Source organism: Massilia suwonensis (genome assembly GCF_042655665.1).
GTDB lineage: Bacteria > Pseudomonadota > Gammaproteobacteria > Burkholderiales > Burkholderiaceae_D > Telluria > Telluria suwonensis.
Genome location: NZ_JBHSMR010000010.1, coordinates 36366 through 51104, shown reverse-complemented (window position 1 = coordinate 51104; position 14739 = coordinate 36366). Strand labels below are relative to the sequence as shown.

Here is a 14739-nt window from a genome sequence, read left to right as displayed (position 1 = left end):
TTAACGCATTCCCAAACCGCGCGCGATGATCCCGCGGAGTATCTCGCGCGTGCCACCGCGCAGTGAAAATGAAGGAGCCTCCTGGGTCAGGTAGGCAAGTACCCGCGCGTGCTCGCTGCCGCCGCGGGTGGTCGGCGATGCGTCCAGCAGCATCTGCGCCAGTTCCGGCAGTTCCTGCTCGAACGTGGTGCCCAGTTCCTTGACGACCGACGCCTCCCAGGCCGGGTTGCGCCCCGCCGCCAACTGGGCCGTGACGGCGAGCGACATCTGGCGCAGCGTGACCAGGCGTGCCGTCAGGCGTCCGAGCTCGCGTGCCTGGAAGGCGTCGGGCTCGGCGCCGACCGCCTCGATCAGCGTATGCATCAGGGCGATCGAGCTCAGGAAGCGCTCCGGCCCGCTGCGCTCGAAGGCCAGTTCGGCCGTGACCTGGGCCCAGCCCTGCCCCTCAAGCCCGATCAGGGCGTCTGCATCGAGCGTCAGGTTGTCGAAAAAGACTTCGTTGAAATGCGTCGCACCGGTCAGGTCCCTGATCGGGCGGATCGTAATGCCCGGCAGTGACAGGTCGATGATGAATTGGGACAGCCCTTCGTTGCGCTTGCTGTCGATGCCCGTGCGCACCAGCGCGATCATGTAGTGCGAGCGGTGCGCATTCGTCGTCCACACCTTCTGTCCATTGACCACCCATTTGTCGCCGACGCGGCGCGCACTGGTCTTGATGGAGGCGAGATCGGAGCCGGAATTGGGCTCGCTCATGCCGATGCAAAAGAATTGCTCGCCGCGGCAGATTGCGGGCAGGTGGAAGGCCTTCTGTGCGTCGGTGCCGTAATGCAGGATCTGCGGGCCGCTCTGGCGATCGGCGAACCAGTGCGCCGACACGGGAGCCCCCGCGGCGAGCAGCTCCTCGATCACCACATAGCGGGCAAACGGGCTGGCCTCGGCACCGCCATAGCGTTTCGGCAGCGCCATCCCGATCCAGCCGCGGGCGCCGAGGCGCTGGCTGAACTGCGCATCGAATCCCATCCAGGATTCGGCACGCCGGGTTGGCGGGTAATCTGCCAGCGCTTCGGCCAGGAAGACGCGCACTTCGGCACGGATGGCCTCGGCCTCAGGCGGGATGGGACTGAATGTGAACTGATCGATGGACATGTGCGGTCATGCGTTGGAGTCGGACTCCTGGCCGCTGTCGATGCGGCCAGGTCCCGGGAAGGTCGCCCTTCCCGTCAGCGGATGCTCAGAGCGCGGTCTGGGCGTCGGCGGCGGCAAACATCTTGTTGATGTCGCCGGAGGTGACCGGGCGGCTCGGGTCGCGCTCCGGTGCCGCGCCGCCCAGGCCCAGCGCCGGCTCGATGCTCACGTGCGTGGCCTGCGCCTTGAGCGCGCCGACGGTGCAGTTCTCGCGTCCCAGGACCGAGAACGGATCGTAGGAGAACTCGCGCATCGCATTCAGGTGCGTGATCTTGTTGATGACCTCGTCCGAGAGGTGCTGGGCCTGGCTCCAGAACACGTTTGCCGAATTCGGCCAGGTGCAGTCGGAGTGCGGATAGTCGCATTCCCAGGTGACCTTGTCGACATTGATCGAGTCGAGGTTCTTCAGGCCGAACGCGTCTTCAATGAAGCAGGTGATGATGTGTTCGTTGAAGATATCGCTCGGCTTCTTGTCGCCGAAGTTGGAATTGGTCCACTCGTGGTGGTGGCTGTGCGTGAAGTCGGCCCGCTCGAGCAGATAGGGAATCCAGCCGATGCCGCCTTCGGACAAGGCCATGCGCAGTTTCGGGAACTTCTTCCACATCGGCGCCCAGATCCAGTCCGCCGCCGAGTTGGAGATCGAAATCGGCATCGAGGTGATCCAGGCGTCGATCGGCGACTCGTCGGACGCGTGGGCCGCCTTGACGCCGGTGCCGATGTGGCAGCAGATCACGACGTCGTTATCGGCGCAGGCCTTCCACAGCGGGTCCCAGTGGGCATTATGGATCGACGGGTAGCCGTGCACGGTCGGATTGTCGGACAGGGTCAGCGCATGCACGCCCTGGTCGGCCAGGCGCTTGACTTCGGCGGCGGCGGCCTGCATGTCCCACCAGGGAACCATCATGAGCGGGATGAAGCGGCCCGGTGCCGCGTTGCACCAGTCGTGCAGGTGCCAGTCGTTGTAGGCCTGGATCGCGGCGAGGCTGACCTCGCGGTCGTTCATTACCTGGAAGCGCTGACCGGCGAAGCCCGGGAAAGTCGGGAAGCACAGCGAGCCGAGGACGCCGTTGGCGTTCATGTCGTCGACGCGTGCCTTGACCTCCCAGGTGCCGCGGCGCATCTGCTCGTAGGAGAGCGGCTCCATGCCGTATTCGTCCTTGGGACGGCCGACCACCGAATTGAGGCCCATGTAGCCGGTCGCGCGGTCTTCGAAGACCCAGACGTCGCGTCCCTTGATGGACTCGACCTTCGGCTGGCGGCCCTTGAATTTGGCGGGCATGTGGCGGTCGAATGCGCCGCGTGGCTCGATCACGTGGTCGTCCACGCTGACCAGGATCAGGTCTTCATATTTCATCGTTGTCTCCGAGAATGTGATTCGTACAAGCAGCGAATGGTTTTGTTCTGGCTTCAATTCTAGAACAGAAAACGGATTTATTAAACACTTTTTCGTTTTCTGTTCATAAAAATACCGAAGATTCAACCCCAGAGCACGTGTACGTGCTTCGGCCCGCGCAACTGGGCGCCCGTGATGATCGGCGCGGGCATGTCCGGATCGAGACGCAGGTTCGGCATCAGGTCGAGGATGGCGTTGACCGCCACCTGCAGTTCGGTCTTGGCGATGAACTGGCCGATGCACATGTGCGGGCCGAAACCGAAGCCGAACGAAGGCTTCGGCTTGCGGTCGATGTCGAACTCCTCGCTGTTCTCGAATGCTTCCTCGTCGCGGTTGGCCGAACTGACGATACACTGGACCATCGCCCCTTTTGGAATGGCCATGCCGGCCAGTTCCAGGTCCTGCGCGGCCTGGCGCACCTTGAAGGTGGCGACCGGTTCGAAGCGGATGGCCTCGTCGATCGCCTTCGGGATCAGGCTGCGGTCCTGGCGCACGCGCTCGAGCAGCGCCGGGCGCTCGAGGAGCAGCGTCATCAGGGTGCCGAAGGTACGCGTGGTGGTTTCGGCCGCCGCCGGCAGCAGTGAGCGCACGAAGGTGGTCACTTCGTGGTCGTCGAAGCTGCGGCCATCGCTCTCGGCGCGGATCAGGCGGCTGATCAGGTCATCGCTGTTGGCGCCGTTGCGGCGCACCTCGACCACCGCCTCGTGGGTCGCGTCATACAGCGACTTGGCCGCCTCCATGGCCGCCTTGCGGGCCAGCGCCGCCTTTTCCGCGTCCACCTGGGGACCGGCCAGGATCGCCAGCGCCCAGGCGGCGTACTGCTTGATCTTTTCCGGTTCGCTGCCGGGGAAGCCGATCAGCGCGTAAATCAGGCGGATCGGGAAGTACAGGCCGAATTCCATCAGGTCCGCCTTCTTCTTCGGCACCAGCTCGGCCAGGAATTCCTTGCGCAGGATCGGATCCATTTTCGAATCGCGCCAGCGGTTGACGACCTCCGGCATGAAGATCGGCTGCAGCAGCGCCCGCGCTTTCTTGTGGGCTTCGCCATCCATGCCCGTCAGGATCAGGCCGTCGAAGAAGGAACCCAGGCCTTCGGCGATGAAGCCGCTGGTGTAGTTGGCGGCGTCGCGCAGCACCGCCATGGTTTCCTTGTACTTGAACACGGTAAAGGTCGGCCGGTTCGCGTCGAGACCGGCAATATTCGGCACGCCGAGCTTGCCCATGAAGTTCTCGGCGATGATGGGCGAATTCCTGCGCATGTCGCGATAGATCGCGTGCAGGTCGACATCCCCACCGCGGTAGTTGTCGGCCACGCCCGAATAGGCGCTCTCGAGACTCACTTCTTTCACACTGCTCATGCTGTCATCCTCCGGTTGTTGGTCCTGGTGGTGCGCGGACCTTTAGTTGAACACTTTTGCAGATAGTGCTCTATTTCTGGAGGATTGCCAAGCAATTCGCGTTGGGCTGGCTGCGCTACGGGATCATCAGGCCGCCGTCCACGGCGAGGGTCTGGCCGGTGATGAAGCGGGCGCCGTCGCTCATCATGAAGACGACAAACGGCGTCATGTCGCGGTCCGGATCGCCCAGCCTGCCGCCGAGCGGGATCAGGCCGGCCATCATCGCGTCGTGCGCGGCCAGCGCCTGCGCATCCATGCGTGCGCGGTGCGCTTCGTACATCGGCGTCCACATCCCTGGCGCAGCGGCATTCACGCTGATGCCGTGGCGGCCCCACTCCTTGGCCACGGTCCGGGTCCAGCCCAGCACCGCCGCCTTGGCGGCGGAATAATGGGCGCAGCCGGGCAGTCCCATGACCCCTGCGGCCGAGCCGAAGTTCAGGATACGGCCACCGTGCTCGCGCAGGTGCGGGAACGCCGCCTGATTGGTATTCATGGTGCCGCGCGCATTAACGTCGAACATCAGGTCCCAGTCGGCGTCGAGGATGGACTCTGCCGGAGCCGCCCGTTCGATGCCGGCGATGTTCACCAGGCCGTCAAGGCCGCCCAGCCAGGCCGTGGCCGCGCCGAACGCGGCATCGACCTCGCCGCGCAGGCCCACGTCGCAGTGAAAATAGCTGGCGGCGCCCGGGCCGGCTGCGTCCGCACGGCCCGCCTCTTCCCTGCCCGCCGCGTCGTTGACGTCCATCGCAGCCACCTGCGCACCGGCCGCCACCAGGCCGCGCAAGACGCTCGCGCCGATGCCGCCGGCCGTGCCGGTAACGATCAGCCGTTTGCCGTTCAGTTCCATATCCCCTCCTTCAGTTGGTCGAATGCCCTGATCACGTGCGATGCGGGCCGATCCTGAGTGCCTGCACGCTGCCTGCGCCCAGCGCCGCGGACATCAGCCAGAACAGGACCGGCGCCCCCACCGCGGTCCCGAGCACGCCGAACAGCAAGGGCATGGCGGCCATGGAGACGTGGATTGCCATCGAACGCAGCGCCAGCGCTTCGCCGTGCCGCTCCGGCGGCGTGAGCTCGTGCAGCGTGGTCATGATCGCCGGCTGCACCATGCCCAGGGCGACCCCGAGGACGGCGGCGCAGGCCGCCATCGCCCACGCGCTGCGCAGCAGCGGATAGGTGGCGAATACCGCGCAAGTCAGCAGCAGCGCGGCCGCCAGCAGCGTGCCCCGGGAGAGACGCCCTGCCAGCAGCGGCATCAGCAGGCGCACCGACATCGACGCGACCGCATACGCGGCCAGGACGATGCCCAGCGCCGAGGCGCTCAGGCCGCGCTCGACGCCCAGCAGCGGCAGCGCGAAGCCATGGACGTCCCAGCTGAGCGACACCAGCCAGCTGACGAACAACAGACGGCGCAAGGGCGCCAGCCGCAACAGGTCGAATGCGGAGGCTTTCCGCGCCGCCTGCGCCGCGGCCGCACGCGGCGGCTCGACCGGCACCGCCTGGGCCGCCAGCAAGGTGGCCGCCGGCAGCAGTGCCAGAACGAGGAAGGCGGACGAAAAGCCGGCATGGTCGATCAGCAGCCCGGCCAGCATCGGGCCGAATAGGCCGGCAATGGCGGGCGCCAGCGCGATCCAGCTGAAGACGCGCAGGCGCTCGGTGTCGCCCGTGGCCAGGCGGCTGGCGCTGCGCTGGATCGCGATCATCCCGAAGCCCGAGCCGGCACCGCTGAGCGCAGCGGTCGCGCACAGCGTGAACAGGTTCTGGCTTGCCGCAGCCAGCAGCGTGCCGGCCAGCGCGCAGCCGGCGGCTATGCGCACCGGCAGGTGGTAGCCGCGCCGGTCTGCCAGGCGCCCCGCCGGCAGCGCCAGCAGCGCGGGAAACACGGCGAACATCGTCATGACCAGGCCCACCGACCAGGCCGAGCGGCCCAGGGCCAACACGTTCAGGGGCGCCGCCAGCCGCACGCCCTGGGCGCAGGCGTGCAGGCCGACCTGGCAGGCCAGCATGGCGGCCAGCGCCGCGTGCGGCTTGCGCAGGAGCGCTGCCGCGCTAGGCATGCGCGCTTTCGATGGCGGCCAGCGCCTGTTCGAACAGGCGCACGGCCGACGCATGGTGTACCGCGCCGGTGTCCGGGTCGCCCTGGCCGGCGCAGGAGCGCGCATAGCTTGCCTCGAGCATGATGCCGAGCTTGAAGCGTGCCAGCGCCACATACCAGCCGATCGCGGCGAGGTCGCGCCGGCTGCCCGCGCGGTAGCGCTCGACCAGTTCGCCGGTGGAGGCCAGGCCCTGCGCCGGCTCGATGCGGATCGTCCCGGCGCCGCGCCCGCCGGCATCGGGCCAGGTGGCCACCAGCCAGCCCAGATCGAGCACCGGGTCGCCGATCGTCGCCAGCTCCCAGTCGATGATCGCAGCGAGTTCGGGATGATCGCGGCGGAACATCACGTTGCCGAAATGGTAGTCGCCATGCAGGATCCCGGGCGTGAAGTCGGCCGGCATGTGCATGCCGAGCCAATCGGCGACGCGTCCAACGCCCGGCAGTGACTGCGGCCCCGGCCAGCCAGGGTGGCGGCCGCAGTCTTCGAGGTGGCGCAGCCAGCGCGGCACCTGGCGCGCAAGAAAGCCCTCGGGCTTGCCGAAGTCGGCCAGTCCGGCCTGGCACGGGTCGATCTCGCCGAGCCGCAGCAGGCCATCGACCATCGCATATCCCATCTCGCGGCGCCAGGCGGCATCGGTCGCATAGGGTGCGGGCAGCCGTTCCGGAGTCGCCGTAAAGCCGTCCACCGGCGCCATCAGGTAGAACGGCACGCCCAGCACGCCGGCGTCGTCGCAGGAAGCGGCCAGCGCCGCATGCGGCACGGTGCTGCCGGCCAGCGCCCGCAGCAGGCGCGCCTCGCGCAGGAAAGCCTTGCCGCCATCGGCCAGCGCGCCGGGGCGCGGACAGCGCAGCACCCAGGCCTCGCCGCCGTCGCGTTCGAAGCGCAGCAGCACGTTCTGCGTGCCGCCGGTGAGCGGCGTGGCGGCGCGCAGCGCTCCCTCGCCGATTCCCTGCGCATCCATCCATGTCCTCAGCGCCTCGAGGTCGAGGACGGTATCGGCGCCCGCCCCGCTCATACGAGCGCCGCGCGGAATTTTTCCGCTGCCGCCGCGGCGGCGGTCGGACGGTGGTAGGCCGGGAACAGGTCCGCGCAGGCTTCGTACTCGCGCAGCAGCTGGCGCGCCACGGTCACCTTGTGGACTTCGGTCGGCCCGTCCGCCAGGCCCATCTGATAGGCACGCACGATCAGCCCGACGAAAGGCATCTCGGTCGAAACACCGATCGAGCCATGCACCTGCAGCGCGCTCGATGCGATATCGTGCAGCACCTTCGGCATCGTCGCCTTCACCGCGGCGATGTCCTTGCGCACTTTCTGGTAATCGTGGTACTTGTCGATGCGCCAGGCGGTACGCATCACCAGCAGCCGGAACTGTTCGAGCTGGATCCAGGCATCCGCAATCTTCTCCTGCACCATCTGCTTGTCGGACAGCAGCGAACCCTGGGTGCTGCGCGAGAGCGCGCGCTCGCACAGGGCGTCGAGCGCCTTCTGCGCCTGTCCGATCACGCGCATCGCATGATGCACGCGCCCGCCCCCGAGGCGGACCTGGGCGATGGCGAAGGCTTCGCCGGGCGCACCGAGCATGTACTGGGCGCCGACGCGCACGCCATCGAACTCGAGGTAGGCGTGGGTGGCTTCCGGATCGTCCGCCACGCCGACATTACGGATGATGCGGATGCCGGGTGTATCGGCGGGAACGACGAACATGCTCATGCCGCGGTAGGTCGAGGCTTCGGGATCGGTGATTGCCATCACGATGAAGAAATCGGCATAGCGCGCGTTCGAGGCGAACCATTTCTGGCCGCTGATCACCCAGCCGTCGCCGTCGCGTACTGCCTGCGTGGTAAATACTTTCGGGTCGGCGCCGCCCTGCGGCTCGGTCATCGCAAAGCAGGAGACGACCTCGTTCGCCAGCAGCGGCGCGAGAAAGCGCTCCTTCTGGAAGGGCGTGCCGTAGGCCGCGAGGATCTCGCAGTTGCCCGAATCGGGCGCGTGGGCGCCGAAGACGATGGGCGCGAACAGCGCGCGGCCCAGGATCTCGTTCATCAGCCCGAGCTTGACCTGCCCGTAGCCGGCGCCGCCGAGTTCCGGACCCAGGTGGCAGGCCCACAGCCTGCGCTCCCTGACTTGCCGCTGCAGTGGACGCACTTGCGCCGCGAAGCGCGGATCGTGGATATTCCACGGACTGCCCAGCACGTGCTCGAGCGGTTCGACTTCCTCGCGCACGAATGCTGTCATCCAGTCGAGCTCCGCCTGGAATGCGGGTTCGGTTTCAAAATCCCATGCCATGTCAGTCTCCGGGTTACAGGTTCATGCGAGCAGCAGGCCGCCGTCGACGAGCAGCGTCTGGCCGAGTACGTAGGCGGCGAGCGGAGAAGCGAGGAACAGTGCGGCGCCCGCCATGTCGTCCGGCGTGCCGAGCCGGCCGAGCGGTATTTTTCTCAGCGAGGCGGCCAGCCGCTCGGGGTGGTCGGTGGTGACCCGGGTCAGCTTGGTGGCAACCAGGCCGGGCGCGATGCCGTTGACCCGGATGCCGTCGCCGGCCCAGGCTTCGCCGAGCGTGCGGGTCAGGCCGTAGGCGCCGGTCTTGGAGGCGTTGTAGGCCGGCGTGCCGACCGTCGAATGAAAGGCCGCCGCGGAACTGACGATGATCATCGATCCCCTGGCTTGCGCCAGCAGGTCGTGAAAGCGGTCGCCGCAGGCCATCAGGCTGACCAGGTTGACGTTGACGACCTCGCGAAAGGCCGGCACCTTGAATTCTTCTCTCCGGTAGCGCACGATGCCCTGGGCGCAGACCAGCACGTCGAGCCGTTCGAAGGGCACCTCCACCACGGCCACCGCCGCTGCGTCGCCGACATCGAGCCTGGCGTAATGCAGGCCCTCGAGATCCGAGTCCGGGGAATCGGCGTAATCGGCTGCCCGGGCCCGCGTGCCCCATACGTGCACCTGCGCGCCGCGCCGGCGAAAGGCCTGGGCGATGCCGTTGCCGATGCCGCTGGAACCGCCGACGACAAGTACCGTCTTGCCTGAAAAATCGAGTTCGTTCATACGCTAGCCCCGGATGCGTTCATAAAATGGTCAGTCCCTGCTTTTCCAGAGCGGCGATCCGCTCGGGGCCGAGCCCGAGCCGCTCCCAGACTTCGCGGCTGTGTTCACCCAGCGCCGGCGGCGGACGGTCCAGGCGCAAGGGCAGGTCGCCGAACTCCCAGTAGGCGCCGACCTGTTCGAGTTCTCCATACACGGCATGGCGGTAGCGAGCATGCAGCCCGGCCGCGGCGTGGTCCGGATCGTCGTGGAAGGCCTCGCCCTGCGCTTCCAGCACCGGTTCGGCCGGCACGCCGGCGCCGCGCAGGGCAGCCAGCGCGGATGCACGCGGCTGTCCGGCGAACCAGGCTTCGCACTGTTGCCGCGTGTCTCCCGCGAGGCCGGCGAAAGCGGCCTCCTCGCGTGCTCCCGCGGCGGCGACGGCGAGCCAGGCGTCGAGGCAGCGATAGATCCGATGGGCGGGCGAGAGCCCGGTCTGGGCCTGGTCGAGCTGCGCGACTGGCGTGGTGGAGCCGTCGGGCAGCATCACGCTTTCCGCCACGGTCAGCAAGGTGGCGCCGAGCAGCGAGGCGCAGACGGCCTGCCCTCCCCCGCTCTCCTGCCGGCGGTAGTGGGCGAGCAGCACGGCGAAGACCGAGGACAGGGCGGCCAGGTAGTCGCCCACGCCGAAGCGCAGCCACATCGGCGGATTGCCCTGCCCGCCGCATTCGGCTTCCCAGCCGCAGGCCGCCTGCATCAGCTGGTCGAAGCCCGGCCAGTCCTTCTGCTCGCCCTTCGGGCCATAGGAACTGATGTGGCAGTAGACCAGCGCCGGGTTTTGCGCCTTCAGAGTCGCGTAATCGATCCCGAGCTTGCGCGCGGCGGGCAGCCGTATATTGTGGTGGACCACGTCGGCCCAGCGCACCAGCGCGTCGAGGGCATCTCCCGCGCCGGCCTCGCCCAGCTTGAGCGCGACGCCCAGCTTGCCGCGCTGGGTGCCGGCGAAGATCCGTTCCAGCCTGCGCATGGCGTCGCCCGCCGGCGGCTCGACCTTGATCACCTCGGCCCCCAGGTCGGCGAGCAGCATCGTGGCGAAGGGACCCGCCAGGTAGGCGCCGAGATCGAGCACCTTCATGCCGACCAGCGGCGCGACCGGTGCGGGAGGGGCCACCGGCGCCGCCGCGGGCCGCGGGGGAACATGCAAGGGCCCGTGCTCCGGGTCGGCCAGCGCGCCGCGCACAACCGGCGGTGGTTCGGTCAGGTAGGCCGGGCCGGGCTGAAGCACCCTGCCCCGCGCCCTGTCGTCGACTTCGACCACATAGCCGTTCGCGCGCGCCTGCTCGCTGGCGTAGATGGCGCCGAAGGGCGCCGCCACCTGGGCCGCGACGTCATGCTGCCAGAAGTGCCCGACCCAGTCGCGTGCCTGACGGGTCGCCATGATGGCCTTGTTGGCGCCGAAGTTCGGGGCAACGTGGCTGGGCGGATATTTCGCATTTTCGACGGCAACCGCCTCCGGCCCCAGCGCGGCCAGCGCCTGCGCCATCCAGGGCGCCTTGCCCGGTGAATAGTGGACGTGCACCCATTCGCCGTCGGCGCAGCGGTGCAGCGGGATCGGCGTGCTCTTGGACAGCCCCTTCGCGAACACCGGCGTTGGCGTTTGCGCCCGCGACCAGTGCATGCTCATCGGTGCGAGTGCAGCCTGCGCGAGACTCGTGTGCGCGATGCCGCCGCGCCCGTCCCGGCGGCGCGCAATCAGGCGCGCCATCACGCCGATCGCGCAGAACCATGCGGCCAGCCAGGCGGCAAAGGGCATGCGCACGAACACGGGGCCGGGACGGTGGCCGGGCTGCTCGTCGAGCAGGCCGAGCCGCGCCAGCACCAGGGTCTCGCGTGCCGGCGCCTCGGCGAGACGATGCCTGCGCGGCCAGCCGCCGATCGCCGACACGACCAGGCCGGGATATGCCGCCGCGAGGCGCCCATCGTCGAGGCCGAGGTGAGAGGCACGCGCCGGCGTCAGGTCGTGCAGCAGCACGTCGGCGCCCGCGAGCAGCCCGGCCAGCGCCGCCCGGCCCTCCGGCGCGTTAGGATCGAGCGCCACCCGCCGCTTGCCGCGGTTGAGCACCGAGAACAGCACCGACCCGGCATCGTCGGCCATGTCCGGCGTCTCTATGCGGATGACTTCGGCCCCGGCCTCGGAGAGCTGCAGCCCCGCCGACGGCCCGGCGATCCCACTGGCAAACTCGATGACGCGGATGTTCCCGAGGATAGGCGTGTCCATCAGCGATCCCCTGCGTAGGCCTGCTGCACATAGGTCATGCGCCCGCCGGCCAGCATCAGGGCGCAGAACATGTTGAGCTCGACGATCTCGGCTGTGCTGAAATGAAGCTTGAGCGTATCGAACAAATCGTCGCCGATCGCCATGTAGTCGGCGGCGAACAGGGTGGCGTATTGGAGCGCCGCCTGCTCCGCCGGGCTGAAACGGGGATCGTCGTGCGCCAGGCAGGCGATGTCGTCCTCGCTGACCGAGTCGTCCTTGCGGGCGAGCTGGCACGCCTGGCAATTGGTGATGGAGGCGATCTTCAAGCGCACCAGTTCCCTGAGCCGCCCCGGCAGCACGCCGCGCAGGTGGATCGCTTCGAGCGCGCCGAGCCATGCTTCGGCCAGGTCCGGGCGGTGCGCCCAGACCTGGACCGGTACCGGCGAACTGAGCATCCGGCTGGCCCGTCCGCGCTCGAGCGCAGCGGCGAGCTTCGGCGGGAACTCGGCTAATGGAACCAGCGGTAGCCGCGTCACGCCAGCCTCCCGCTACGGCACGCCTGGGGTCCGGTCATCATGTCTCCTGCGCCGCTGTCGCTTCGAACGATCTGGCGCGGCCATGGTTTTAGTGAACATAAATGCGATTTGTGTTCAATATATACATGTTTTGGAAAAATGTCGACCGTCTCCGCTATTTCCTCAAGCGGGCCCGACGAAGTAGCGCACCAGCAGCCCGCCGTCCTCGTCGAAGCGGTACAGCTCGATGGTCTCGATCACCCGTTCCGTTCCCTTGACCCTGTTCCGGTTGTGGCAAGCGGCTTCGTTGCCGCTGATGACGGCCGCGACCTCCTCGACCGCGATGGCGGCATTCTGCCGCTCCCACATCGCCGCAAGCACCGGCCAGCCATCCGAGGCCGGCCGCCCCACGTATTCGATGGTCAAACCGCCGGGAGCGGCCGCGCGGTAGGCCGCGAGGAAGCCGTCCTGGTCGCCGGCGTTCCAGCATGCCACCTGGGCGTGGAGGAAACGGCGGATGCTGTCTGCGTCCATGCTCATGCGGCTCCTCCCGCATCGGTTTCGGACCCGCGCACGTCGCGCGCGCTGCCGTTGCGGCGGTCGGTTTCGCCCCAGCCCAGCGAACGGTCCGGTTCGCGCGTGTCACCGACGCGGCGCCAGCGCCCCTCCTGCTGGGCGGTGACCGGAAAGCCGCCGACGAAGTCGATCATTTCGCCTTTCGGGTCCGGCACGAATTCCCAACGCTCGGCTCCGTCGAGGACTATGTGCGCGCTCTCGACAAAATAGGAACCCGGCTTGTGCACGACCTGGCCTTCGATATCGGTGGTGCAGCGGATCTCGCCCTTCTCGTTCTGGAAGATGGCGTAGCCCAGCTTGCCATGTCCGACCATGAAAGAGCCGCTGTCCCAGCTGCCGTCGGTGTAGACGGTAGCAAAAGTCCACCAGATGACGTGCATCTTGTTGTTGACCACCAGGTCCTTCTGGAAGTGGATGGCGCCGCCTTCCGCCATCCAGGCCTGGTCGAGGGTGATGATTCCTTTCACGGCGCGGCCTTCGCAGGTGCCGGCCACGTCGTACAGTTGCGAGACGTAGAAGGTGCCCCAGTCGCGGCCCGGAAGGTACCATTGCATGCCCTTGCCGAGCAAGCTGCCGGTGAGCTCGAACAAGCCCTCCTCCTTCCAGCTGAACTGCGTGCCCGAGGCAGTGAGCCGCCACGGCCGGCCCGGCTCGTCCTCCAGGCTGGACCAGCCAGCCGTGTCATTGTCGAGCCAGCGCTGCGGGAACATGGTCAGTGCCTGCGCCCCGCTCTTTTCCTTGTCGATGCGGATGTGGCGCCCGTCGCCGACCAGCGTCGACTGGTAGATGAACTTGGTCGGATTCGGGCTGCTGTCCGGTGCATTCAGGGCGCGCACGAATGCGTAGATCTCGCCCTGTTCGTCGCGCACGCAGCCGAAGGGCATGTGCTTGGTCAGCTTCAGGCCGTAGTGGTCGCGCAGGTCGGCCAGGCCGGCACCGCTTACCTGCTGTGGAGCGACCAGGCATTGGTAATCGAAATCGCCGCGCTGCGGAACTGTCGTAAAGGTCCGCATGGCTTAGTCCCAGAGCACGTGGATATGCGGTGCGCCACGCAGCTGGGCGCCTTCGATGACTGGGACCGGGTGGTCCGGGTCGAGCCGCAAGTTCGGCAGCAAGTCGAGTATCGCGTTGATGGCGCAGTTGAGTTCCAGCTTGGCGACGAACTGGCCGATGCACATGTGCGGTCCGAAGCCGAAGCCGAACGACAGTTTCGTGCGGCGGTCGATATCGAAGACGTCGGGATGCTCGAAGACTTCCTCATCCCGGTTTGCCGACACCACCATGCACTGGATGAACGAACCCTTGGGGATCGTCACGCCATGGAACGCGACCTCTTTCGCCGTCTCGCGTATCTTGAATGTGGCAACCGGCTCGTAACGCACCGTTTCGTCGATCAGCTTAGGCACCAGCGAACGGTCGGCGCGCACGCGGTCGATCAGGCCTGGGGTCGTCAGCAGCAGCGTCATCACCGAGCTGAAGGTACGCGTCGTCGTCTCACCGGACGCCGGCAGCAGCGAGCGCACGAAAGTAGTCACCTCATGATCGTCGAGCATGCGGCCTTCGTGTTCCGCGCGCAGCAGCCTGCCGATGACATCGTCGCCCTGGCTGCCCTGTGCGCGCCGCTGCACCACCACTTCGTGGATCACTTCGTACAAACGTGCGACTGCGACCCCCGCGCTGCGGCGCGCTTCCTCGAAACGCTCCTTGTCCACCTGGTTTCCGCCGACCATCGCAAGAGCCCAGGCGGCGTATTGACGGTATTTTTCCTTGTTATCGGTCGGGAAGCCCAGCAAGGCATACATTACGCGGATCGGCACACCCAGTCCGAATTCCATCAGATCCGCCTTTTTCAAAGGAATCATCTTTTCGAGGAAGTCCTTGCGGATGACATTGTCGATCGGGTCGCGCCATTTATTCACGGTCTCCGGCATGAACGCCGGCTGAAGCAGTGCCCTTACCTTTCGGTGCTGCTCGCCGTCCATCGCCAGCACGATCAAGCCGTCGAAAAATGCACCCAGTCCCTCGGCGATGAAGCCGCTGGTGTAGTTGGTCGCGTCGCGCAGCACGGCCATGATGTCCTGGTGGCGAAACAACGCGAAGGTGGGGCGCGTCCCTTGTTGCAAGCCGGCATTCGTGGGCACGCCGAACTGCTTGACGAAATCGCCGATGTAAATCGGTGATTCGGAGCGCGCCAAGCGGCAGGCGGCGTGAATGTCGCCAGCGCCCTTGTAGGTGTCGGAAACCGCGGAATAGGCGCGTTCCAGCGATTGATCGTCGATTGTTTGATTCACGGTTGCCT

General features: G+C 67.1%; 13 protein-coding genes. All 13 read right to left on the bottom strand.

The window, feature by feature from the left end; genetic code table 11:
* Positions 1–1146, bottom strand: a complete 1146-nt coding sequence (locus ACFPQ5_RS06420) for an acyl-CoA dehydrogenase family protein (RefSeq protein ID WP_379752491.1) — start codon at positions 1144–1146, stop codon at positions 1–3.
* An 85-nt stretch (positions 1147–1231) separates the two neighbouring features.
* Positions 1232–2539: an amidohydrolase family protein gene (locus ACFPQ5_RS06415; RefSeq protein WP_379752489.1), complete on the bottom strand. Its 1308-nt coding sequence runs from the start codon at positions 2537–2539 to the stop codon at positions 1232–1234.
* A 122-nt stretch (positions 2540–2661) separates the two neighbouring features.
* Positions 2662–3936 (bottom strand): cytochrome P450, encoded by a 1275-nt coding sequence (locus ACFPQ5_RS06410; protein ID WP_379752487.1) that lies wholly within the window; start codon positions 3934–3936, stop codon positions 2662–2664.
* 115 nt (positions 3937–4051) lie between these two features.
* Entirely contained in the window at positions 4052–4822 is a 771-nt protein-coding gene (locus ACFPQ5_RS06405; RefSeq protein ID WP_379752485.1) for an SDR family NAD(P)-dependent oxidoreductase, read from the bottom strand.
* Positions 4823–4853: 31 nt separating this feature from the next.
* Entirely contained in the window at positions 4854–6032 is a 1179-nt protein-coding gene (locus ACFPQ5_RS06400) for an MFS transporter (protein WP_379752484.1), read from the bottom strand.
* Positions 6025–7086: a phosphotransferase family protein gene (locus tag ACFPQ5_RS06395; protein WP_379752482.1), complete on the bottom strand. Its 1062-nt coding sequence runs from the start codon at positions 7084–7086 to the stop codon at positions 6025–6027. The genes ACFPQ5_RS06400 and ACFPQ5_RS06395 overlap by 8 nt, the downstream gene beginning before the upstream one ends.
* The gene (locus ACFPQ5_RS06390; RefSeq protein ID WP_379752480.1) at positions 7083–8357 is read right to left on the bottom strand and encodes an acyl-CoA dehydrogenase family protein; all 1275 of its coding nucleotides are present in this window, start codon (positions 8355–8357) and stop codon (positions 7083–7085) included. Before ACFPQ5_RS06390 ends, ACFPQ5_RS06395 begins: the two co-directional genes overlap by 4 nt.
* A 21-nt stretch (positions 8358–8378) precedes the next feature.
* A complete protein-coding gene (locus ACFPQ5_RS06385; protein ID WP_379752478.1) occupies positions 8379–9116 on the bottom strand; it encodes an SDR family NAD(P)-dependent oxidoreductase in 738 nt (245 codons plus the stop codon).
* Positions 9117–9135: 19 nt separating this feature from the next.
* A complete protein-coding gene (locus ACFPQ5_RS06380) occupies positions 9136–11370 on the bottom strand; it encodes a CoA transferase (protein WP_379752476.1) in 2235 nt (744 codons plus the stop codon).
* Positions 11370–11885, bottom strand: a complete 516-nt coding sequence (locus tag ACFPQ5_RS06375; protein WP_379752474.1) for a carboxymuconolactone decarboxylase family protein — start codon at positions 11883–11885, stop codon at positions 11370–11372. Before ACFPQ5_RS06375 ends, ACFPQ5_RS06380 begins: the two co-directional genes overlap by 1 nt.
* Positions 11886–12047: 162 nt before the next feature.
* A complete protein-coding gene (locus tag ACFPQ5_RS06370) occupies positions 12048–12404 on the bottom strand; it encodes a nuclear transport factor 2 family protein (RefSeq protein WP_379752472.1) in 357 nt (118 codons plus the stop codon).
* Positions 12401–13453: a hypothetical protein gene (locus tag ACFPQ5_RS06365; RefSeq protein WP_379752470.1), complete on the bottom strand. Its 1053-nt coding sequence runs from the start codon at positions 13451–13453 to the stop codon at positions 12401–12403. Before ACFPQ5_RS06365 ends, ACFPQ5_RS06370 begins: the two co-directional genes overlap by 4 nt.
* A gap of 3 nt (positions 13454–13456) precedes the next feature.
* Positions 13457–14731 (bottom strand): cytochrome P450, encoded by a 1275-nt coding sequence (locus ACFPQ5_RS06360; protein WP_379752468.1) that lies wholly within the window; start codon positions 14729–14731, stop codon positions 13457–13459.
* Positions 14732–14739 lie beyond the last annotated feature (8 nt).

Excerpts from the sequence above, each read along its gene's own strand:
- ACFPQ5_RS06420 (WP_379752491.1), bottom strand. The coding sequence starts at position 1,146 with ATGTCCATCGATCAGTTCACATTCAGTCCCATCCCGCCTGAGGCCGAG.
- ACFPQ5_RS06415 (WP_379752489.1), bottom strand. The coding sequence starts at position 2,539 with ATGAAATATGAAGACCTGATCCTGGTCAGCGTGGACGACCACGTGATC.
- ACFPQ5_RS06410 (WP_379752487.1), bottom strand. The coding sequence starts at position 3,936 with ATGAGCAGTGTGAAAGAAGTGAGTCTCGAGAGCGCCTATTCGGGCGTG.
- ACFPQ5_RS06405 (WP_379752485.1), bottom strand. The coding sequence starts at position 4,822 with ATGGAACTGAACGGCAAACGGCTGATCGTTACCGGCACGGCCGGCGGC.
- ACFPQ5_RS06400 (WP_379752484.1), bottom strand. The coding sequence starts at position 6,032 with ATGCCTAGCGCGGCAGCGCTCCTGCGCAAGCCGCACGCGGCGCTGGCC.
- ACFPQ5_RS06395 (WP_379752482.1), bottom strand. The coding sequence starts at position 7,086 with ATGAGCGGGGCGGGCGCCGATACCGTCCTCGACCTCGAGGCGCTGAGG.
- ACFPQ5_RS06390 (WP_379752480.1), bottom strand. The coding sequence starts at position 8,357 with ATGGCATGGGATTTTGAAACCGAACCCGCATTCCAGGCGGAGCTCGAC.
- ACFPQ5_RS06385 (WP_379752478.1), bottom strand. The coding sequence starts at position 9,116 with ATGAACGAACTCGATTTTTCAGGCAAGACGGTACTTGTCGTCGGCGGT.
- ACFPQ5_RS06380 (WP_379752476.1), bottom strand. The coding sequence starts at position 11,370 with ATGGACACGCCTATCCTCGGGAACATCCGCGTCATCGAGTTTGCCAGT.
- ACFPQ5_RS06370 (WP_379752472.1), bottom strand. The coding sequence starts at position 12,404 with ATGAGCATGGACGCAGACAGCATCCGCCGTTTCCTCCACGCCCAGGTG.
- ACFPQ5_RS06365 (WP_379752470.1), bottom strand. The coding sequence starts at position 13,453 with ATGCGGACCTTTACGACAGTTCCGCAGCGCGGCGATTTCGATTACCAA.